Source organism: Bradyrhizobium sp. WBOS08 (assembly GCF_024585125.1).
Classification (GTDB): domain Bacteria; phylum Pseudomonadota; class Alphaproteobacteria; order Rhizobiales; family Xanthobacteraceae; genus Bradyrhizobium; species Bradyrhizobium japonicum_B.
Genome location: NZ_CP028988.1, coordinates 1356743 through 1377479, shown reverse-complemented (window position 1 = coordinate 1377479; position 20737 = coordinate 1356743). Strand labels below are relative to the sequence as shown.

The following is a 20737-nucleotide window of genomic DNA, read 5'->3' as shown; positions in this document are numbered from 1 at the left end:
GACGAGGGGGAATGATGATGGTGTCGCCGCGGGTGTAGGAAGTGCATGCCACCAACTCGTCCTCGCGAGCGCAGCGAAGCGATCCAGGAATGCGTCTGCGGAAACAGTCTGGATTGCTTCGTCGCAAGAGCTCCTCGCAAAGACGCGAGCAGACAGTTCGCCTTCGCTTCTACTGCTGTGTGCTCGGCAACAATTGCGGCAGCAGCCCTCGCGTCACGTTCGGCGGCACGGCGTCGAGCCCGAGCGCGGCACTCGCGGCCGGCAGGGCGGCGTCCGCCATCGCGGCGTGGCCCTCGGCGCTCGGATGCACCGCGCCGCCATAGACGGCGGAGAGCACGCCCCAGGTCGCGTCGTGGATGTCGGTCGGCTGGCTCGCCGCCGGCAGCCCTTGCGGATAGGTCATGGCGGAAAAATAGCTGTCATTGGCGTCGCGGATCCAGCGCGCGCGGGGCCAATAGGCGCGATATTCCGAGGCGCCGCGGCCGCACAGCATCGGCTGGCTCGCTGCGCTCACGATATCGGGATTGAAGCTCTGGCCGTTCTCGGCAAAGCAGGTGCGGTCGAATTCCGGATCGTTGCCGGAATGGGCGCAGAAGCCGTGATCGGCGAACGCGGCCTGGTGCGCATCGACGAAGGTCATGCGCTCGGCTTCGGGATCGCGGCACAGCGCGCCGCGGGTGCAGGTGGCGAGCCCCTTCAGCTGCGGCAGGAATTCGGTGTCGACGAAAGTCGAGACGCGGGCGAGCCGCTGCGGGTCGGCGTTGAAGGAGGGATGGATGTCGAAGCCGGCACGGCCGCCGCGGCAGGGCACGCCGCCATCGGCGAGCGCGGGATTGGCGTAGGAGACATAGACCACGCGCGAAAGGTCGCCGCCGACCAGCGGCTTCAGCGCCTCGCGCAGCTTGACGAAGTTTTGGGGCAGCTCGCGCGCCAGCGCATCGCGGGACTCGTCGACGCTCGCCATCACGCCGGAGCGGCGGAACAGCGCCCGCTCGGTCGCGGTGTCGACGATGACGTCGGCGACGAGGCCGGAGAAATAGACGTCGTTGGCGCCGACCGACAGCAGCACGAGATCGAGCGTGCGGTCGGGCTGGCGCTTCTTCGCCGCGGTGAGGGCCTCGCGCAGCTCGGCGACCTGCGGGTTCACACTGGTGTTGCAGACGCCGGTCTTGCCGGGCGGGCATTCGCGGGCGCGCTGCGAGCCGAGCAGGCCGTCGCCGATGCTGGCGCCGGTGCAGGCGAGCGGCAGGTAGGTCACCGCGATGTGGGTGTAGCGCACCGCGAGCGCCAGGGCCGTGCGCGTCTGGTAGCTGTACAGCGAGCGGTGGCACGGTGCGTTGAACCAGAGCGCGCTGTAGCGTTGCCAATTGGCGAGCGTATCCGGGGCCTCGCAAGCGCGGCCGCCCTTGAAGCCGTGGCGGCTCGGCCGGTAGTACTGCCCGCCGGCGGTGCCGAGATAGGAGCGGAAGCAGAAACCTTCGTCGGACAGCGCCAGCGCCCGGTCCGGATTGCCCTCGCCCGAGGCGATGCTGTCCCCGAGGCCGGCGACGAAGATGTCGCGGACCTGGATCTCGGTCTGGACCCGCTGGGTCGGATCGGCGCCGGCGGAGACGTCGACGGTCGCGACCGTCTGCTTGCCGTAGCGGACGCGCAGGTTGATCGGCTCGGCGCAGTCGAAGGTCGATTGCTGCGGGCCGTCACCGTCGTCGAACGACCAGGCGCAGGTGGCGCCGACCGGTACCGCGCCGACGAGACGCACGGTGACGGGATGGTCGATCGGGGTGAGGTAGTTTTCCTTGGTGTTGTCGCGGGTGCAGGGCTGGTTGACGCGGCCCTGAAGGTCGATGCAGAGGCGGTTGACCATGTTGCGCGCCCAGCCGCGGCCTTCGCTCTGGAGCTCCAGCGATTGTTCTGCGGCGAGGATGCTGCGGTTACGCGCATTCTCGACATGGAGCAGGAAGTCGCGCTCCTCGCGGAACAGCCGGAAGCGGTTGCGCACCTCCCAACTGATCTGCAGGGGGCCGGCGTCCTGCGCGGCGGCGCGCTCGGCCGGCAAAACGGACAAAAGTCCGGCCAGCAGCAGGGCGCTGGCGCAGAGGGTACGAAGCAATACAGGGATCATGGCCCGCGTCTTCAACGGCAAAGTTGAGGCGGAAATAAGAGAGCATCGCGCTGCCGCCCGCAACCCTTTGGTCCGGGCAGGCGGCTGTCAGCGCTTATTGGCCTGTCGCAGCAACCGCTCGCGCTGCATCGGCGTCACCTCTTTGGGCAGATTGGCCTGCGCACAGGCCTCTGCCAGCCGCCGCCGCTCCTGCCAGGGCTCGACCACGTTCATCCACAGCTCGCGCGTGCCCATGATGGAGATCGCGAGGCCGAACGGGATCACGAAATAGAGAATACGAAACACCAGCAGCGTCGCCAGCAGCTCCTCGCGGCCGAACTGCGGCAGCGCCACCAGCATGGCGGCGTCGAACACGCCGATCGAGCCGGGCGCATGGCTGGCAAAGCCGATCAGGGTGGCCAGGATGAACACCACGGCCAGCGACATGAAGTCGATCGGCGGATTGGCCGGCATCAAGAGGTACATTGCCATGGCGCAGAAGCCGAGATCGACCACGCCGATGAGGATCTGCACCAGCGTCAGCGGCGCCGAGGGCAGCACGACCTTCCAGCCCTTCTGGCCGAGCTCGCGCCGCTTCTCGCCCATGACGAGCCAGGCGAGATAAGCCCCTATCGAGGCAAGGCCGCCGAGCGCGATCAGCCGGTTGATCGATGGAGGAAGCTGATCCATCGAGGAGGCCGCGTCCGGATGGACGGCCAGGCCGATCGAGAGCACGAAGATGTTACCGAGCCAGAAGGTCAGGCCCGACAGGAAGCAGATCTTGGCGACGTCGATCGCGTTCAGCCCGTAATCCGAATAGATCCGGAAGCGGATCGCGCCGCCGGTGAAGACGGTGGCGCCGATGTTGTGGCCGATCGAATAGGACGTGAAGCTGGAGAGCGCCGCGATGCGATAGGGCACGTGCTTCTTGCCGATCGTTCGCAGTGCGAAATAATCGTAGAAGGTCAGCGTGCAGAACGCGAAGAACACGCACACCGCCGCCAGCCCGATGCTGCCGCGGGGGATCTCGGTCAGCGCCGTCAGGATGACCCCGGTATCGATGCCCTTGAGGGTCCGCACCAGCGTGGTGATCGCGAAGGCGATGATGAAGATGCTCGCGGCAACTCCAAGCCGTCGCCAGCCGATCCATCTCTTGAAGCCGCGTTTCAGCGCGGGCAGCAGTCCGTGCATTCATCCTCCCGGCGGGGGGCAAGACCGACCGGGCCAGGCATTGGCCAGTTCGGGTGCGATCATCACCAAAGGCAGGCAGCGATCGCTAGGCGTGATCCAGCTCATTTAAGGCAAAAACTGCAGCTTGTGCAGCCCTTGACAACAATAGGTTCTGCGCCGGACCGGCAACTTTGTCATACGCGGTTCACATCGGAAGGCGCGTTAAGCATATGAGTCGTGAAAGCCGGCCGGCGCGTGCGTTCGTATCGGCCTATGATTTCAGATCCCGGCGCCGCCCGCATTGTTCCAACGCAATGCCATGCGGGTGTTTTTTGGAACGTCGATGTCTCGCGTTCGTTGGGTCCGAACAGCAACCGAAACATGGCGCAATGAGCGGCTTTCGTGCAAGCCGCTGCCTTCGTGTTCCAGCAAACCGAAAAAGGACGAAACGATGGGACTGTTCACAAAAGACATCAAAACCATGAACGACCTGTTCGTGCATCAGCTCCAGGACATCTATTACGCCGAGCAGCAGCTGACCAAGGCGCTGCCGAAGATGGCCAGCAAGGCCACCGATCCGCAGCTGAAACAGGGCTTTTTGACGCACCTCGAAGAGACCAAGCAGCACGTGGCGCGGCTCGAGGAAGTGTTCAAGATGCATGGCGTCCCCGTTAAGGCGGTCGACTGTCCGGCGATCGACGGCATCATCGAGGAAGCCGATGAGACCGCCGGCGAAGTCGCCGACAAGGCCGTGCTCGACGCTGCGCTGATCAACGCAGCCCAGGCTGCCGAACATTACGAGATCGTGCGCTACGGCAGCCTGATCGCCTGGGCCAAGCAGCTCGGCCGCAACGATTGCGCCGCGGTGCTCGCCAAGACGCTCGAGGAGGAAAAGGCGACCGATCAGAAGCTGACCACGCTGGCCGAGAGCAAGGTGAACCTGCGCGCGGCGAGCTGAGCCGAGCTGAGCTGAACCAGGAGGCGCCGCGCGGTCATCCGCGCGGCGTTTGCATGCCTTGCATCATCGTTCCATCATTCACGAAGCTTGAGGGCGGCCTAGAAGCGTATAGGTCGCATGGGGCTGCAATCGAGGCACAGCACGTGAGCCAACACTATCAAATGAAGCCTTCGTGCTCGGCGTTGCGCTGTTCGGCTCGCTGGTGGCCGGTGAGCGGGCATTCATGGCGGGGCTGCGTCTGTCGCTCGTGATCTCCGCGGTGGTCGTGTTCCTCGCCGCGGCGGTGATCGGCCTCGGCGCGCCGGCGCGAGGATGAGCAATGTGAGCCAACCTACACATCATCCATTTACCATTCGTGGACCGGGATTGTAGCCAGTTACCGATCGTCCACTTCTGTCGGTTTCAAGTGCGGGTCCTGGGGGCCCGCGATGTATCAAGTTTTCTACTGTCTTACTACAGAGCACGATTGGCGACTCGTCACGCTCGGGGGCGCGGTGTGTCTGCTTGCCAGCGCAGCGGCAATCAGCCTGTTCCATCGGGCGCGCGCGACCCAAGGTCTCGGGCGCCTGGCATGGCTCGGTCTCGACGCGGCGGTCAGCGGATGCGGCATCTGGGCGACGCATTTCATCGCGATGCTCGCTTACGGCCCGGGAGGCGCGGGCGCCTACAACATCCCGATGACCATTCTGTCGCTGATTTTCGCGATCGCCGTGACGTTCGTGGGATTGAGCATCGCTGTGTCGTCCTCGTGCGCTGTGTGGATCGTCCTCGGCGGTGCCATCGTCGGCGCCGGCATCGCGGCGATGCACTACACTGGCATGGCGGCTCTGGAGCTCCCGGCGCGGGTGGACTGGGTCGGAAGCACGGTCGCGGTCTCGGTCCTGTCAGGGATCTCCTTTGCGGCGTTTGCGCTTTTCGTGGCGGCGCGACGCGACGACCTTTCCCACGCGCTGATGGCGACCGCCCTGCTGACCGTCGCCATCGTCTCGCATCATTTCACGGCTATGGGCGCGGTGCTGCTGACGCCGGATTCGACGATTGCGATCGGGGGCCTCTCGGTACCTCCTGCTTCGCTGTCCTTCCTCACCGCCAGCGCTGCGGTTGCGATCATCGCCATCGCGCTAGTGGCCGCGCTGCTCGACCGCCGGGCGAGGGGCCAACTAGGCGCCCAGCAAATGGTGCTCGACACGGCGCTCGAGAACATGTCGCAAGGGTTGTGCATGTTCGACGCTGAAGGCAAGATCATGTTGTTCAACGAGCGTTACGCGGCGATGCTTCGCCGTACCGACATCGCGCTCACCGGCCGACGGCTGGTCGACATATTGCGCGATGAGCAGGCCAAGGGGCAGTGGCAGGGCGACGCGGGTGTATTCTTCGCCCGGCTCGTCGCCGACGCGCGCGAGGGCCGGACCACGACTGACGTCGTCAACCGCTTCGGCCGTTCCATCCGGGTGGTCAATCAGCCCATGCAGGGCGGAGGCTGGGTCGCCACTTTCGAAGATATCACCGAATGGCTGGAGGCGCAGGCCAAGATCTCGCACATGGCGCGCCATGACGCGCTGACCGGCCTGCCCAACCGCGTGTTGTTCCATGAACAGCTCGAGCAAGGATTGCGCCGGACCAGGTCCGGCGAGCAGCTCGCGGTGCTCTGTCTCGATCTGGATCACTTCAAGGACATCAACGATTCGCTCGGCCATCCCATTGGTGATGCGCTGCTCGAAGAGGTCGGTCGCAGGCTGACGGCCGCCGTCGGCGAGAGCGACACCGTGGCGCGGCTTGGCGGCGACGAGTTCGCGGTGGTGCAGATCGGACGCTCCGAGGAAGCCGCAGCTAGATCACTGGCCCGTCGTCTCGTCGAGGCGATTTCTGCGCCTTATGGGATCGAAGATCATCAGATCGTCATCGGCGTTTCGATCGGCATCTCGCTGTCACCGCAGGACGGCAGCAATCCGGATGAACTCTTGAAGAACGCCGACCTCGCGCTCTATCGCGCCAAGGCCGACGGCCGCGGCACCTATCGGTTTTTCGAGCCCGGCATGGATGCCCGCGCGCAGGCGAGGCGCCTTTTGGAAATGGATCTGCGAGCAGCGCTGCAACGAGGGGAGTTCGCGGCTTATTACCAGCCGATCCGCGACGTTGTCAGCGGTCGCGTCGTCGCCTTCGAGGCGCTGCTGCGCTGGAACCATCCGCAGCGCGGCCTGATTTCGCCCATCGACTTCATTCCGCTGGCCGAGGAGACCGGATTGATCGTTCAGCTGGGTGAATTCGTGTTGCGCGCTGCCTGCGCCGACGCGGCCACCTGGCCCGACGACGTCGACCTCGCCGTCAATTTGTCGCCGGTCCAGTTCAAGAATCCGAACCTGATCGCATCCGTGGCGGAGGCTTTGGCTGCTTCGGGACTCGAAGCGCGACGCCTCGAGCTTGAGATCACCGAATCGGTGCTGCTGCAGAACAGCGAGGCGACGTTGACCACGCTGCATGAGTTGCGCGCCATGGGGGTGCGGATATCACTTGACGATTTCGGCACCGGCTATTCGTCGCTGAGCTATCTGCGCAGCTTCCCGTTCGACAAGATCAAGATCGACCGTTCCTTCGTGGCGGAGCTGGCGACGCGCGACGATTCCATGGCCATCATCCGCGCAGTGACCGGCCTCGGCCGCAGTCTCGGCATCGTCACCACGGCTGAGGGCGTCGAAAACGACGTTCAGCTCGAACTGCTCAGGCGCGAGGGTTGTGACCAGGCGCAGGGATATCTGTTCAGCAAGCCGCGGCCCGCGTCCGACGTGGCGATCATGCTGGACCGTCCGCGGCTGCTTGCGTCGGCGTAAGGGTCACCCGCGGCGCAGCGCGAAATGGGCGCCGCAGAACGCCATGACGGCGCCGAGGCAGAGGGCGGCGAGCCCGGCCAGCACGCCCGAGACGGTCGGGATCGGGCTCGGCGCGGAGGCTGCCTGACCCGCCCCCGCGAGCAGGAGCACGCCGACCGCGATCAGGAACTGGCGCATTCGCTGCGGGATCTGGCCGGAGGCTGCGCTCTGCATCAGCGTCGCGGTGAAATAGCCGCCGGAAAAGCCGACCGTCGCGATCAGCCACCACGCGATCGCCGCACCCGCGGGGATGAACTCGGCCGAGTCGGAGCGCCAGAGCCCGCCGAGGTCGAGCCCGTAGCGCGCGCCCAGCATGTGCACCGCGAGCGCCAACAGCACGCCGGAGATCATTGCGGCGCCGAGAATCAGACGGCGCGGAAAAAAGGTCGTCTCAACCATGTCCCGCTTGTAGGATGGGCGAGGGCGACCGCGCAAGCGGATCGCGGGCGCGATGGCGCGGACGGGATCGATCGTTGGGATGCAGGGTTCGGAAGCCGAGGCCGCGGCAGTCACGAGCTATGCCTACAAGGCGTCGCTGATCGGCTCGGCGCATCGCTTCGCGCTGACGGAGCAGGGGCTGTCCTGGCACATCGGCGGCCGCTCGGGCCTGTGGCCCTATGACGAGATCAGCGCGATCCGGCTGTCGTTTCGCCCGGTCTCGATGCAGCAGCACCGCTTTCGCGCCGATATCACCCACGGCAGCGGCCGCCGCATCGCGATCCTGTCGACGAGCTGGCAGACCGCCGCGCTGATGGCGCCGCAGGACAACGGCTTTCGCGCCTTCATCGTCGAATTGCATGCGCGGATGGCCAAAGCCGGTAGCCGCGCGGTGCTGACGTCGGGGCTTGGCCGCATTGCCTATGCGATGGTGCTGGCGTTCCTGGCGATGCTCACGGTCGCGATGGCGGGCCTGTTGATTCGCGCACTCGTGATCGGCGAGTTCGCCGGCGCGCTGTTCGTCCTCGGCTTTGCCGCGCTGTTCGCCTGGCAGGTCGGCGGCTTCGTACGGCGCAACCGTCCGCGCAGCCATGGCTTCGATCGATTGCCCCGGTCCGTGCTGCCATAGACCGGTTTCTATTCCGTCGAGTCGAAATCCTCCTCCTTGGTGCCGAGCAGCGACACGATCGTGCGCAAGCCGGAATCGAGCTGCTCCACGCTCGGCGGGGCGAGGGCGAGACGCACCGCATTAGGGGCGTGGCCGTGGGCGATGGCGAAGGTGGAGGACGGCGTCAGGGCGATGCCGCGCCGGGCCGCCGCGGCGACGAAGGTCTGCGAGCGCCAGTGCGGCGGCAGCGTCAGCCACAGATGATAGGAGCGCGGGTCGGCGGCGAGCTGGTAGCCGGCGAGCAACCGTGCCGCGGTCTGCTGACGGCGCGAGGCATCGATGCGTTTCAGCCGCGTGAGCTCGGCGACGGTGCCGTCGGCCATCAACCGCTGCCCGGCCGCAAGCGCATGGCCGGAGGCGATCCAGCCGCCGGTGCGGACGGCGCTCATCACGCTCTCGCGCAAGCGCGGCGGCGCCACGAGGATGCCGAGTGCGAGGCCGGGCGCGACCTTCTTGGACAGGCTGTCGATCACGATGCAGCGGTCCGGCCCGAGCGCGGCCAGCGGCGTGTCGTCGGCGAGGAAGCCGTAGACCGCGTCCTCGATGATGGTGAGGTCGAGCTTCTCGGCGGTACGCATGATGTCGGCGCGCCGCGTCGCGTTCATGGTGACGCCGAGCGGGTTCTGGATAATGGGCTGCAGATACAGTGCGGACAGATGCGCCTCGCGATGCGCCTTCTGGATCGCATCGGGCCGTGCGCCGAGCTCGTCCATCGGGATCGGGACCAGCGTGATGCCGAGCCGCGCTGCGATGCTCTTGACGTAAGGGTAGGTCAGCGCCTCGACACCGCAGCGGCCGCCGGTGGGGACCAGCGCGGCGAGCGCGGCCGCGAGCGATTGCTTGCCGTTGGCGGTGAAGACGATCTGCTCGGCCTGCGGCGCGAAATCCTTGCGCGCGAGATAGGCGGCGGCGGCATTGCGCGCGCTCCTGGTGCCGGTGCTGGTCGAGACGCGCAGCGCCGATTCGAGCGCATCGACGCGCTCGAGCCCGGCGAGGCTCTTGGCGATCATCGCCCATTGCTGCGGCAGCAACGGGTAATTGACCTCGAAATTGATCCGCGCCTCGGCCGGCTCGCTCGGCATCTCGACCTTGCGCCTGATGTCGCCGGAGATGAAGGTGCCGCGGCCGACCTCGCCGACCACGAGGCCGCGGCGAAGCAATTCCGTATAAACCCGGCTCGCGGTCGAGACCGCGATGCCGCGGTCATAGGCAAAATTGCGCTGCGGCGGCAGCCGGTCGCCGGGCCTTAACGTGCCGTTAGCGATATCTACGGCAATGGCATCGGCAAGCTTCACGTACTCGAACTTGGACATTATTGCACCGAGAGCAATGTTTTCCTTGCTCCGAGCAGTGTACTGAAGCATTTAAGTTCCATCAAGGTCCGCGATTGAGCCGAGGAGAGCGAGAGCAATCCGACGGCAAATGAGGTGCAGGCGCTCACAAGCGTCCGCGCCAACGGCATTGGCTTCGCCGCGCGGAACGACAGGCCGGAGAAAGAAGAATGACCACGATCTCGCAAACTGCCGGGCGGAGCTTCCGCCCATCCTCCTCGAGCGGATTTTTTGCAACGCTCGCCTACGCCGCCTATGCGCTGTTCGACCGTCTGGAGCACCGCTCCGCCGTCAAGACCCTGAACGAGCTCGACGACCGCGCCCTGCGCGACATCGGAATCACGCGCAGCCAGATCGAGGACGCGGTCTACGGACAGTTCAAGACCGAGCTGACGCGGTATCTGTGAGACACGTGTGACGCGTCCCCGGACGCGCCGCAGCCTTCCTACGCTGATGCGCATAGCCGGGGCACGACCGTGAGAGTGGAGCGCGACTGCATCCACGTCATTGCGAGCGCAGAGACTTGTCCGCCGAAGCCTTTGGCGAAGGCGGAAGCAATCCAGGAATCGTTCCGCGGAGGCAGTCTGGATTGCTTCGTCGCAAGGGCTCCTCGCAATGACGGAGGGTATGGGGCGGCATCGCTCATCAGTCGCATTCACCCGCTGACACACCTTGTCACCCGCAGACACACCTTCGCGCCCTCGCGGCTTGTTCGCCCGAGCTTTGCTTGTCGCTTCGCCCTCTGAATTGAAAGAGGGCGCAGGGAAGGCCGGGAGCCGGTGGCTCCCATGGACCGCCATGCCAAGGGCAGACTGCGTGTGCTGCTGCATAGCGGAGAACAGGGCAACCGGAGACATCCCGGCCTTCCCTGCGCAGTGGTTGGAACGGCTTATGTCGTGCTCTCCCCGGGGAGCGTTGCACTATTGCCCCCGTCGCCTTGCGGCCGATCGATGTGCGGGCCCGGTCGGGCCGCCACATCACCGCAACACTTGGCGCACAGACCCCGGGCGCCAGGACCACACGATTTTGCCGTACGCCGATCGCACCGGTCGTGTGCGCGACGGCCTTGCTCACGGTTACCCGCCCTGCAAGACCCGTCGCGCCGATGCCATCGGCGTCCACCGCCGCCCGGCCCGCGTTCGTGACGATCGCGATACGCCCCTCTTCCTTGGGCCGGGTTGCGCGACACATACGTCATTTCCGAAATTCGGTAAAGTGGAATATTTTCGGAGGCGCGGGTTGACCGAGGGCTTGTGTGTTTCGCCCGTCAGGCAGCGCAAGGGCTTGTTGCCCTCGTCACTTGTAGGGTGGGCAAAGCGAAGCGTGCCCACCATTGTCCAATGCGATCGCCGCGAGATGGTGGGCACGGCGCGCAAAGATGCGCGCCTTTGCCCACCCTACGAGACCTGGTTTGCTTCGTCGCAAGCGCTCCTCGCAATGACGGCGGTGAGAGCGGGGCCGCCAGTCAAACCGAGTTCGCAGCGCCCTCTAGTGCCGCACCACCAGCACCGAGCATTTGGCGTAGCGCACGACGTGGCCGGCGTTGGAGCCGAGAAAATAGGTGCGCATCGCCGGCCGGTGCGAGGTCATCACGATCAGATCGGCCTTCATCTGCGCGGCTTCCTCCAGGATCTCGTGGTAGATGCCGCCCTGGCGGACCACGCTGGAGATCCGTCCCGGCTCGATGCCGGATTCGCGCGCGACGATGGCGAGCGCCTCTTCCGAGGTCTGGCGCTGCTGCTCGTCGAAATCGGCCGGCACGTACTCGGCCAGCATCACCGGCGTCATCGGCAGCACGTTGAGCAGCCGCACCGTGCCGCTCCAGGTCTGCGACAGCGTTGCCGCGGTCGCGATCGCCGGCTTGGCCAGATCGGTGTCGGCGAGGTCGATGGGCACGAGGATGGACTTGAACATCTGCGCCTCCTGATTTGCGGTCAGCAGTCTGCCGGTACGTCGCGATCATCCCGATCGAAGCAGCTTGGGGCTGGTGAACAGCACCAGCTTGCCGCGGCGGTAGGCCACGTCGGCCCAATCCTTGACGTCAAAGTCGAAGATCGCAAGTCCCGAAGTGGGCAGATTGTCGGCGAGCGCGTTGGCGCCATCGGGATCGCCGCCGCCCAGCAGCATGAGCGCGGCCTCGTGCATGCCGGGATTATGGGCGACCAGCAGCAATTGCTTCGGGTCGGCCGGGGCCGTTGCCGTGCGAATGGACTCCAGGATCTGCGCGGGATCGGCGCCATAGAGTTCCGGCAGGATCTCGACCTGCGGCGCCGGGACGCGGTCCTTCATCGCCTCCCAGGCGATGTCCCAGGTCTGCCGGGCCCGGACGGCGTGCGACACCAGCACGGTATCGGGGAAGGGCGGATGGTCGGCGAGCCAGTCGCCGATCTGCGCCGCATCCCTGCGGCCGCGCTCGTCGAGCCGGCGGTCCTGGTCACGGCCGCTCGGCGCGTCGGTCTCGGTCTTGGCGTGACGCAGCAACATCAAACGGCGCATGGCATTCTCGAATCGCTCCCCGTCCAGAATAATCTACAGGCGCGGGTTGAGGACAAGGTGACAGGCGCCCGCACAGTCCTCTAAACAAACGACATGAGCGAGACTTACACAAGCGTGTCCCAGGACGAAGCCGGCTTTCGCGACCGCACGCGGCTGTCGTTCGACCTCGACGCCGACATCTGCGTCATCGGTGCGGGGCTGGCCGGGCTCACCATCGCGCTGGAGGCGGCCCGGCTCGGGGCCAGTGTCGCCGTGCTCGAGGGCCGGCACATCGGCTGGAACGCGTCCGGCAACCAGCTCGGCACGGTGATGCCGGGCTTTGCGCTGCCGCTCACCGACCTGATCGAGCGCATCGGCCTCGAGGACGCGCGCGAATTGTGGACGCTGTCGAAGGAGGGCGCCGAGTTCGTCCGGGCCAACGCCACGGAGGAGAACATGCCGGGGATCGCCCTGAGCGAGGGCGTGCTGGAGGTCTCGAACGTCGATGCCGGCGACCGGCTGATCAGCCGGTTGCAGATGCTGAACGAGGATTTCGACACCGAGGTCGAGGGGTGGCAGGTCGATCGCGTCCGCGAAGCGCTGAAGACCGATCGCTACTTCCACGGCGTATATTATCCCAGGGCGTTCCAGGTCGACGGCCGCAAATACGTGCATGGCCTGGCGGCGCTGGCGCGGCGGGCGGGCGCCCGCATCTTCGAGGACACGCCGGTCGTCAGCATCGATCATTCCGGCATCCGCAAGCGCATCGTCACGCCCTCGGCGCGGCTGCGCGCCACCCACATCGTGCTCGCGGGCAACATCCATCTCGGCGCGCCCTTGAAGCGCCTGTCGGAGACGCTGCTGCCGGTCTGGCGCTATGCCGGAATCACGGCGCCGCTCGGCGAGCGCGTGCACGAGATCATCGCCTTCAAGGGGTCGGTGATGGACAGCGACGGTGTCGATCATTTCCGCATCGTCGATGGCGACCGGCTGATGTGGGAGAGCCCGGAGACCACCTGGGCCGCGCGTCCGCAGCGCTTTGCGGGCGCCGTCAGACGGCGGATCCGTACGATCTTCCCAGCGCTCGGCGATGTCGAGGTCACGGACATGTTCGGCGGCGCCATCGGCCAGACCGTGCACGGCATGCCGCAGATCGGCCAGTTGCGCAAAGGCCTGTGGGTGGCGAGCGGCTTCGGCCGCCAGGGCATGAACACCTCGGCCATGGCCGGGCAGATGATCGCGCGCAGCATTCTAGCGGGCGACGAACGCTGGAAGCTGTTCTCGCCGTTCGAGCTGGTCTGGGCGGGCGGCGCCACCGGACGGGTTGCAGGCCAATTGGTCGGGATCTGGGGCAGGGCGAGCTCCGCCGTGGCGGGCTCTCTGGCCCGTTACCGCGAGCGCGCGCGGGTCAAGGACAGGGAGCGTGAGGCGCGCCTCGCCCAGGCCAACCGGGCCGCCGGCACCGGTCCGCGCCGCCCGCCCCCCGGCGTTCGGCCGCGACCGTCACCGCCGCCGCGACCGGCGGCCGAAGCCGTGGAACCGGCCTCGCATGACGACGTGGCCTCCCGATAAGTTGAGTGAAATTCCGCCCGGACGTGTAACTTCGGCCGTTCAAGACCGTATCTCAGGCGTGGAGCTTCCGCACGGAGAATGAGATGTTCGACCGCCGCATCCTGTTGACGACTGCCGCCGGCCTGTTCGGCCTTGGGGCCTTTCGCTGGCTGAGGGGAACGCCTGCCGAGGCCGGCGAGAAGACCGCCAAGAAATTCGAGATCATGAAGACGGAGGCTGAATGGCGCGCCCAGCTCACGCCGCAGCAATATGAGATCCTGCGCAACCACGGCACCGAGCGGCCGGGTTCCAGCCCGCTGCTGAAGGAGAAGCGCAAGGGCATCTTCGCTTGCGCCGGCTGCGACCTGCCGCTGTTTGCGTCCGAGACCAAGTTCGAGAGCGGCACCGGCTGGCCGAGCTTCTATGCGCCGATCGAGGGCAATGTCGGCAAGACCGAAGACCGCGCCTACGGCATGGTTCGCACCGAGGTGCATTGCCGGCGCTGCGGCGGCCATCTCGGCCACGTCTTCGACGACGGTCCGAAGCCGACCGGATTGCGCTATTGCATCGACGGTTTCGGGCTGGTGTTCCATCCCGCGGCGGCGTCGGCGACGTGAGAAGCACTAGCGCTGGCTCGGTCGGGGATCACCTCTCCCCGGCGGGGAGAGGTCGGATTGCTTTGGCGTGCAATTGCGCGCCTGAGCAATCCGGGTGGGGGGCCGCGGCACCCACAGTGAGATCGAAACCCCTCACCCGGACCGCATCTTCGATGCGATCCGACCTCTCCCTACGGGAGAGGTGATCGGAGCTCTCGGTACGCACCGATCCAACCGAAACACATTCCGCTTTAAGCCCTTCGCATCGCTCCGGAACGACAATCCGCCCCGGCAATTGTTGCCGGTCCCGGCAATTGTGCCCCGGTCGTCTGGCCGGGGCTTTTTCATTAAGTCATTGATTTCATGAGAGTACCCGCATTGGCATAGCCCTTGCGACGGTCTCCCCCGACTGCGGCCATGGTCGACCGGCCGCCGAGATCGGATTTGGAGACAAAGTTATGGGTATCTTCGATGCAATGAACACCTCGGTGGGTGGCCTGCAGGCGCAGTCCTTCGCGCTGCAGAACATTTCCGGCAACATCGCGAACTCGTCCACCACCGGTTACAAGGGCATCGGCACCAGCTTCGTCGACCTCATTCCCGACTCGTCGGTCCCGAGCAAGCAGGTCGCAGGCGGCGTGCAAGCCAATGCGAAGGCCACCATCACCACGCAGGGCACGATCTCGTCCTCCACCGTCGCCACCAACATGGCGATCACCGGCGACGGCTTCTTCTCGATCCAGAAGGCGAGCGGCGTCGTCGACAACGTGCCGGTGTTCACCGGCGTCACCTATTACACGAGGCGCGGCGACTTCCAGCTCAATGCCAACGGCAATCTGGTCAACGGCGCCGGCTATTACCTGATGGGCGTCACGGTCGACCCGAAGACCGGCAACCCGACCGGCAGCGTGGCGAACGTGCTGCAATTCCAGAACAACTTCATTCCGGCGCAGGCGACCACCTCGATCCAGTACGCGGCGAACCTGCCGACCCAGCCGAACACGGTGGCGAAAACCACGGCCTCGACCGGCACGTTGCTCGCGGCCGGCGGCCTGAACCCGTCCGATTTCGCCGCCAACCCGCTGCCGGTCGGCACGCCGCCGGCGCCCTATGCCAACGCGACGGTCTCCGGCGCGGCCGCAACCGGCAACATCCGCTCGGCCTATTCGTCGACGACGGCCACGGGCACCGTTGCGCTTCAGAACAATTCCTCGGCGGTGGCCTCGACGACGACGTCGCTCGACAATGCCGCCGGCACGCATCTGGCCTCCAGCATTCTGACCGCGTTGAGCGGCCAGACGCTGACCATCAATGGCAACACCATCACGTTCAACGGCGGCACCACGGTCTCGACCGTCGGCAGCAACACCACGATCGGCCTCGGTGCGGGCACCACGGCGACGGTGGCCGACATTCTGAACGCGATCCAGACCGCCGGCGGCGCCGGCGTCACCGCCTCGCTCTCGGTCAGCGGCAATATCCAGATCGCGACCGGCACCGGCACGGACGTTGCGATCGGCAGCGGCACGGCCGCCACCGCCCTCGGCATCAGCAGCGTGACCCGTGGCGGCAACGTGCTGTCCTCGCCCGCGATCTCCGGCGCGACCGTGCTGAGCGGCAGCGCGACGGCCGGCGGTGCCCAGGTGCTCACATCCGGCTTCTCCGCAGGCGACACCATCACCGTCAACGGCCAGACGCTGACCTTCATGGCCTCGGGTGCTGCGGGGCCGAACCAGATCAACGTTGGCGACAACGTCACGACCCTGCTCGGCAAGATCGATGCGCTCTCCGGCGCCTCGGGGTCGTCGGTCAGCAGCGGCGGCGTGATCACGCTCAACACCGGCACCGTCTCGAACCTGACGGTCTCCAGCTCCAACAGCGCCGCCTTCTCGGCGCTCGGCTTCACCTCGACGATCACCCGGAATCGCGAGGGTGGCGGCACGGCCGGCACCGGGGGCGTGATCGGCAACGACATCGCCACCTTCACCAAGGAATCGATCAGCGGCGGCGCGGTGACTGCCTACAACGCCGCCGGCACGCCGGTGAACCTGCAACTGCGCTGGGCCAAGACCGACAGCGCCTCGCTCGGCGCGGGCCATTCGGACAGCTGGAACCTGTTCTACCAGACCGACCCGAACGCGACCGGAACGACGGTCGGCTGGGTCAACACCGGCCAGACCTTCACCTTTGCCGCCGACGGCTCGCTGACCTCGCCGAGCGGCTCGGGCATCACCATCAACAACGTCACCGTCAGCGGCCAGTCGCTCGGCTCGGTCGCCTTCAACATCTCCTCGGGCGGGCTGACGCAATATGCCAGCACCAGCGGCGCGGTGACCATCAACACCATCACGCAGAACGGCTATGCCGCCGGCCAGCTCCGCTCGGTCGCCGTCAACAACAACGGCGTCGTGGTCGGCACCTTCTCCAACGGCCAGAACCTCAACCTCGCCCAGGTGCAGCTCTCGCACTTCAACGGCACCAATTATCTGAAGGCGATGGACGGCGGCGCCTATGCCGCGACCGAGCAGTCGGGCGACGCCATCGACGGCGCCTCGGGCACCATCAGCGGCTCGTCGCTGGAGGGATCCAACACCGACATCGCCGACGAATTCACCAAGCTGATCGTGACGCAGCAGGCCTATTCGGCCAATACCAAGGTGATCACGACCGCGAACTCGATGGTGCAGGATCTCCTGAACGTGTTGCGCTGATCGGCGCGTGAGGCAACCAAAGGCGGGCCAGTGATATGGGTTTGAGTTCAGCCCTCGCCAGTGCGATGAGCGGTCTGCGTGCCAACCAGGCCGCGCTCTCGATCGTCTCCTCGAACGTCGCGAATGCGCAGACGCCGGGTTACGTCGTCCAGACCCCGAACCAGATCGAGGTCACCACCGGCGAGTTCGGCTCGACGGCGATGACCACCGGCGTCAGCCGCCTGCTCGACACTTACGTGCAGAACCAGCTGCGGACCGAGACCGGCGGCAGCGGCTACGCCGACCAGATGGCCAACATCCTGAAGCAGCTTCAGAATGTCTACGGCACGCCCGGCAATTCCGGCACGCTCGAAAGCGCGCTGAACAAGTTCACCACGGCGCTGCAGGCGCTGTCGACCAGCTCGGGTGCCTCGTCGGCACAGACCGTCGCGCTCGGGGCGGCGCAAGCGCTCGCGACGCAGCTCAACGTCACCACCAAGGGCATCCAGTCGCTGCGCTCCAACGTCGAGCAGGATCTCGGCAACTCGGCGCAGGCCGCCAATGCGGCCATGAAGCAGATCGCCGACATCAACACCAGGCTCCAGGGCCTGGGGGCCAACGATCCTTCGGCCGCAACGCTGATGGACCAGCGCGACCAGGCCATCAACACGCTGTCGAAATATGTCGACGTCCGCGTCACCACCGACAACTCGAACCAGGCCAACATCTACACCACGACCGGCATTCAGCTGGTCGGCGCCGGGCTCGCCTCGGAATTCTCCTTTGCCTCCGCCGGCACGCTGTCGGCGACGTCGCAATACAACATCGACCCCGCCAAGTCCGGCGTCGGCTCCTTCAACATCAAGCTGCCGAACGGCTCGCAAGTCGATGTCGTCGCCAACAACGTGGTGTCGTCCGGCCAGATCGCGGCCGACCTGAAGCTGCGTGACGACATTCTGGTGCAGGCGCAGAACCAGATCGACCAGCTCGCCGCCACGATGTCGAGCGCGCTGTCCGACAAGACCACGGCGGGCAGCACCGTCTCCGGCCCGCCGGCCGGCTTCGATCTCGAGCTCGCCGGCGCGCTGCCGGGGAACACGGTCAACATCACATATACGGACACCGCGACCAACACGCAGCGCCAGGTCACGCTGGTCAACGTGACCGATCCGGCGGCGCTGCCGCTCCAGAACGCGACCAACGCCAACCCGATGCGGATCGGCGTCAACTTCGCCGGCGGCATGGGCGCGATCGCCTCTGCGCTCAATACCGCGCTGTCGGGTGCGCACCTGTCGTTCTCCGCCGCCCCGTCGCCGGCGACCGCCACGACGCTGCGGGTGACCGACGACAATACCGGGCTCGCCAAGGTCGGTTCGGCCTCGACCACCAAGACGATGTCATCGCTGACCTCGGGCAATCCGCAGCTGCCGCTGTTCACCGACGGCGGGCAGGCGCTCTATACCGGCGCGATCACGGCATCGGGCTCGCAGATGACCGGTCTTGCCGGGCGCATCGCCGTGAACACGCAACTGGTGACCGATCCCACCCGGATGTCGGTCTACAATACCTCGCCGGTGACGCCCGCGGGCGACACCACGCGTTCGGACTATCTCTACTCGCAGCTCACCAATGCGGTGTTCTCCTATTCGCCGCAGAGCGGCCTCGGCTCGGCGAGCCAGCCGTTCACCGGCAGCGTCTCGAACTTTCTCCAGCAATTCCTGAGCGTGCAGGCCAACGCCGCGACCCAGGCGACCCAGCTCCAGCAGGGCCAGAGCGTCGTGGTCTCGACGCTCCAGGCCAAGTTCGACTCGACCTCCAAGGTCAACCTGGACTCGGAGATGTCGAACCTGATCCAGCTTCAGAATGCCTATGCCGCCAACGCCCATGTCATGTCGGTGGTGCAGAGCATGATGAACACGTTGATACAGGCTCAATTGTAACCAGTAACAGGGCTCTGAAAGATGTCGATCAGCAGCATCAACTACTCATCGTCGGTTCTCGGCGCGCAGATCCGCAACATCAATCAGCAGCTCACCGACCTGTCGACGCAGCTCTCGACCGGCAAGCTGTCGCAGAACTATGCCGGCATGGGCACCAACGAGGGCTTCGCGATCGCCGGGCGCGCGCAGCTCTCCAACATCGCCGCCTATACCGACACCATCACCAACGTCAATGTCAGCATCAACCTCGCCAATACCGCGTTGCAGTCGCTGACCAAGATCCGCAGCACGGTGCAGACCGGCTCCGCCAACACGGCGCAGGATCTCAACGTCAACGGCCAGACCATTGCCCAGAACACCGCCGCGGCCCAGTTCGGCTCGATGGTCGGCGTCCTCAACACGCAGACCGGCAACCGCTATCTGTTCTCGGGAACCGCCGTCAACACGCAGTCGGTCACGGATGCCGGCGACATCATCAACGGCACCACGACGCAGGCGGGCTTCAAGACGGTGATGGCGGAGCGCCAGGCCGCCGACCTCGGCGCCAACGGCATGGGCCGTCTGGTGCAGACGCAGCCGACGCCGAGCTCGATTCAGGTGTCGGAAGACGTCGCGGGCTCGCCGTTCGGCCTCAAGCTCAAGGCGGTCTCCTCGACGCTGACGGGCGCGACCGTCACCGGCCCGAGCGGCTCGCCGGTGTCGTTCTCGGTCGATCTCAACGGCAACAACCCGAACAACGGCGACAAGCTCAGCATCCAGTTCACGCTGCCTGACGGCACGACCGAGCAGATCGACCTGACCGCATCCTCGGCGACGCCGACGCCGCTCGGCAGCTTCGCGATCGATGCGAGCACCCCCGTCAACCCGACCAATACCGCGACAAATCTCAATGCCGCGCTGAACACCGCGATCACGAAGCTCGCCAACACCTCGCTGGTCGCGGCATCCGCGATCGTCGCCGGCGACAATTTCTTCAATACCGCCAGCTCTGCGATCGGCACGCCGGTCAACAACCAGGCGGCGATTCCGGCGCCCGTCACCGGCGCTACGGCGCTATCAGGTGCGAGCCCCTCGGATTCGATCTCGCCGGGCTTCGTCGCCGGCGACACCATCACCGTCAACGGCACCACGCTGACCTTCGTGGCCTCGGGCGCGACCGGCAACCAGCTCAACGTCACCGACAGCATCCAGACCCTGCTCGGCAAGATCGACGCCATCACGGGGACGTCGAAGCCCTCGACGGTCCATGGCGGCTCGATCACGATCAACACCGACGATGCGGCGAGCCTCAACATCACCAGCTCGAACACCGGCGCGCTGGGCTCGCTCGGATTCGGCGCGACGCCCGTGACCGCCACGCAGCCGCCGCTGCGGGTCGGCTCCTCGCCGGCGAGCTCGGCGACGACGCTGGTCAACGGCACCGCCAACACCGTGAAATGGTATCTGGGCAATGACGGGCCTGGCTCGGCGCGCTCCACGGCGATGGCGCGGGTCGACGATGCCATCACGGTGCAGTATGGCGCCCAGGCCAACGAGGACGCGATCCGCCGCCAATTGCAGGCGATCGCGGTGTTCGGGACGTTCTCGACCTCGCCGACCGGGCAGTATTCGGGCGGGCAGGTCTCGGCGCTGAGCCTGCGGGTGACGCAGGCGCTGACGCAGCAGCCGGGTCAGCAGCGGATCGAGGACATCCAGACCGACATCGCGATGGCCCAGAACACGATGAAGGACGCCTCCACGCGCCAGACCCAGGCCAAGGCGCAGCTCCAGACCATCATCGACCAGGCGGAATCGGCCTCGCCCGACCAGGTCGCGAGCGAGATCCTGGCGCTGCAGAACGCGCTGCAGGCGTCCTACCAGGTGACCTCGAACCTCGCGCAGCTCTCGCTGGTCAAGTTCCTGTAAGGGCCCGCGTTAAGGCGCCGTTAACCATGCCTCTTTACCTCTTGGTGA

General features: G+C 66.1%; 15 protein-coding genes and 1 pseudogene. 10 read left to right on the top strand and 6 right to left on the bottom strand.

Annotation, left to right across the window (positions count from 1 at the left end; translation table 11 throughout):
• Window positions 1-169 precede the first annotated feature (169 nt).
• Together DCM80_RS06745 and DCM80_RS06740 are read right to left on the bottom strand one after the other, a co-directional pair.
• Window positions 170-2122: a hypothetical protein gene (locus DCM80_RS06745; protein ID WP_257196276.1), complete on the bottom strand. Its 1953-nt coding sequence runs from the start codon at window positions 2120-2122 to the stop codon at window positions 170-172.
• An 87-nt stretch (window positions 2123-2209) separates the two neighbouring features.
• Window positions 2210-3292, bottom strand: a complete 1083-nt coding sequence (locus tag DCM80_RS06740; RefSeq protein ID WP_028137506.1) for a YbhN family protein — start codon at window positions 3290-3292, stop codon at window positions 2210-2212.
• 430 nt (window positions 3293-3722) lie between these two features.
• Between DCM80_RS06740 and DCM80_RS06735 the strand changes: the two genes are divergently transcribed.
• From DCM80_RS06735 to DCM80_RS06725, 3 genes and pseudogenes are all read left to right on the top strand, one after another.
• Window positions 3723-4229, top strand: a complete 507-nt coding sequence (locus DCM80_RS06735; RefSeq protein ID WP_257196275.1) for a ferritin-like domain-containing protein — start codon at window positions 3723-3725, stop codon at window positions 4227-4229.
• 172 nt (window positions 4230-4401) lie between these two features.
• A pseudogene (locus DCM80_RS06730) lies at window positions 4402-4545 on the top strand (MFS transporter); the annotation flags it as partial.
• 112 nt (window positions 4546-4657) lie between these two features.
• Window positions 4658-7057, top strand: coding sequence for an EAL domain-containing protein (locus DCM80_RS06725; RefSeq protein WP_257196274.1), 2400 nt, complete (start codon window positions 4658-4660; stop codon window positions 7055-7057).
• Between the two features lie 3 nt (window positions 7058-7060).
• On the opposite strand, the gene DCM80_RS06720 is transcribed toward DCM80_RS06725, so the two are convergent.
• Entirely contained in the window at window positions 7061-7495 is a 435-nt protein-coding gene (locus tag DCM80_RS06720; RefSeq protein ID WP_028137504.1) for a hypothetical protein, read from the bottom strand.
• Window positions 7496-7574: 79 nt separating this feature from the next.
• Between DCM80_RS06720 and DCM80_RS06715 the strand changes: the two genes are divergently transcribed.
• Window positions 7575-8162, top strand: a complete 588-nt coding sequence (locus DCM80_RS06715) for a hypothetical protein (protein ID WP_257196273.1) — start codon at window positions 7575-7577, stop codon at window positions 8160-8162.
• Window positions 8163-8170: 8 nt separating this feature from the next.
• Here the strand turns inward: DCM80_RS06715 and DCM80_RS06710 are convergent, their stop codons facing one another.
• Window positions 8171-9514 carry a PLP-dependent aminotransferase family protein gene (locus DCM80_RS06710; protein WP_257196272.1) on the bottom strand — a complete coding sequence of 448 codons (1344 nt, stop codon included), beginning with the start codon at window positions 9512-9514 and terminating at the stop codon, window positions 8171-8173.
• Between the two features lie 188 nt (window positions 9515-9702).
• Between DCM80_RS06710 and DCM80_RS06705 the strand changes: the two genes are divergently transcribed.
• Entirely contained in the window at window positions 9703-9939 is a 237-nt protein-coding gene (locus DCM80_RS06705; protein ID WP_257196271.1) for a DUF1127 domain-containing protein, read from the top strand.
• Window positions 9940-11020: 1081 nt separating this feature from the next.
• On the opposite strand, the gene DCM80_RS06700 is transcribed toward DCM80_RS06705, so the two are convergent.
• Window positions 11021-11446, bottom strand: coding sequence for a universal stress protein (locus tag DCM80_RS06700; RefSeq protein ID WP_028137496.1), 426 nt, complete (start codon window positions 11444-11446; stop codon window positions 11021-11023).
• A 45-nt stretch (window positions 11447-11491) separates the two neighbouring features.
• Window positions 11492-12028, bottom strand: a complete 537-nt coding sequence (locus DCM80_RS06695) for a histidine phosphatase family protein (protein ID WP_257196270.1) — start codon at window positions 12026-12028, stop codon at window positions 11492-11494.
• 93 nt (window positions 12029-12121) lie between these two features.
• Here DCM80_RS06695 and DCM80_RS06690 point away from each other — a divergent pair, with 93 nt between their 5' ends.
• From DCM80_RS06690 to DCM80_RS06670, 5 genes are all read left to right on the top strand, one after another.
• Window positions 12122-13579, top strand: coding sequence for an FAD-binding oxidoreductase (locus tag DCM80_RS06690; RefSeq protein WP_257196269.1), 1458 nt, complete (start codon window positions 12122-12124; stop codon window positions 13577-13579).
• 83 nt (window positions 13580-13662) lie between these two features.
• Complete coding sequence (gene msrB / locus DCM80_RS06685) at window positions 13663-14175, top strand: peptide-methionine (R)-S-oxide reductase MsrB (RefSeq protein WP_257196268.1); 513 nt, start codon at window positions 13663-13665, stop codon at window positions 14173-14175.
• A gap of 437 nt (window positions 14176-14612) precedes the next feature.
• Window positions 14613-16865 (top strand): flagellar hook-basal body complex protein, encoded by a 2253-nt coding sequence (locus tag DCM80_RS06680; RefSeq protein ID WP_257196267.1) that lies wholly within the window; start codon window positions 14613-14615, stop codon window positions 16863-16865.
• 35 nt (window positions 16866-16900) lie between these two features.
• Window positions 16901-18784, top strand: a complete 1884-nt coding sequence (flgK, locus tag DCM80_RS06675) for a flagellar hook-associated protein FlgK (protein WP_257196266.1) — start codon at window positions 16901-16903, stop codon at window positions 18782-18784.
• Between the two features lie 21 nt (window positions 18785-18805).
• Window positions 18806-20689, top strand: coding sequence for a flagellar protein (locus tag DCM80_RS06670; protein WP_257196265.1), 1884 nt, complete (start codon window positions 18806-18808; stop codon window positions 20687-20689).
• Window positions 20690-20737 lie beyond the last annotated feature (48 nt).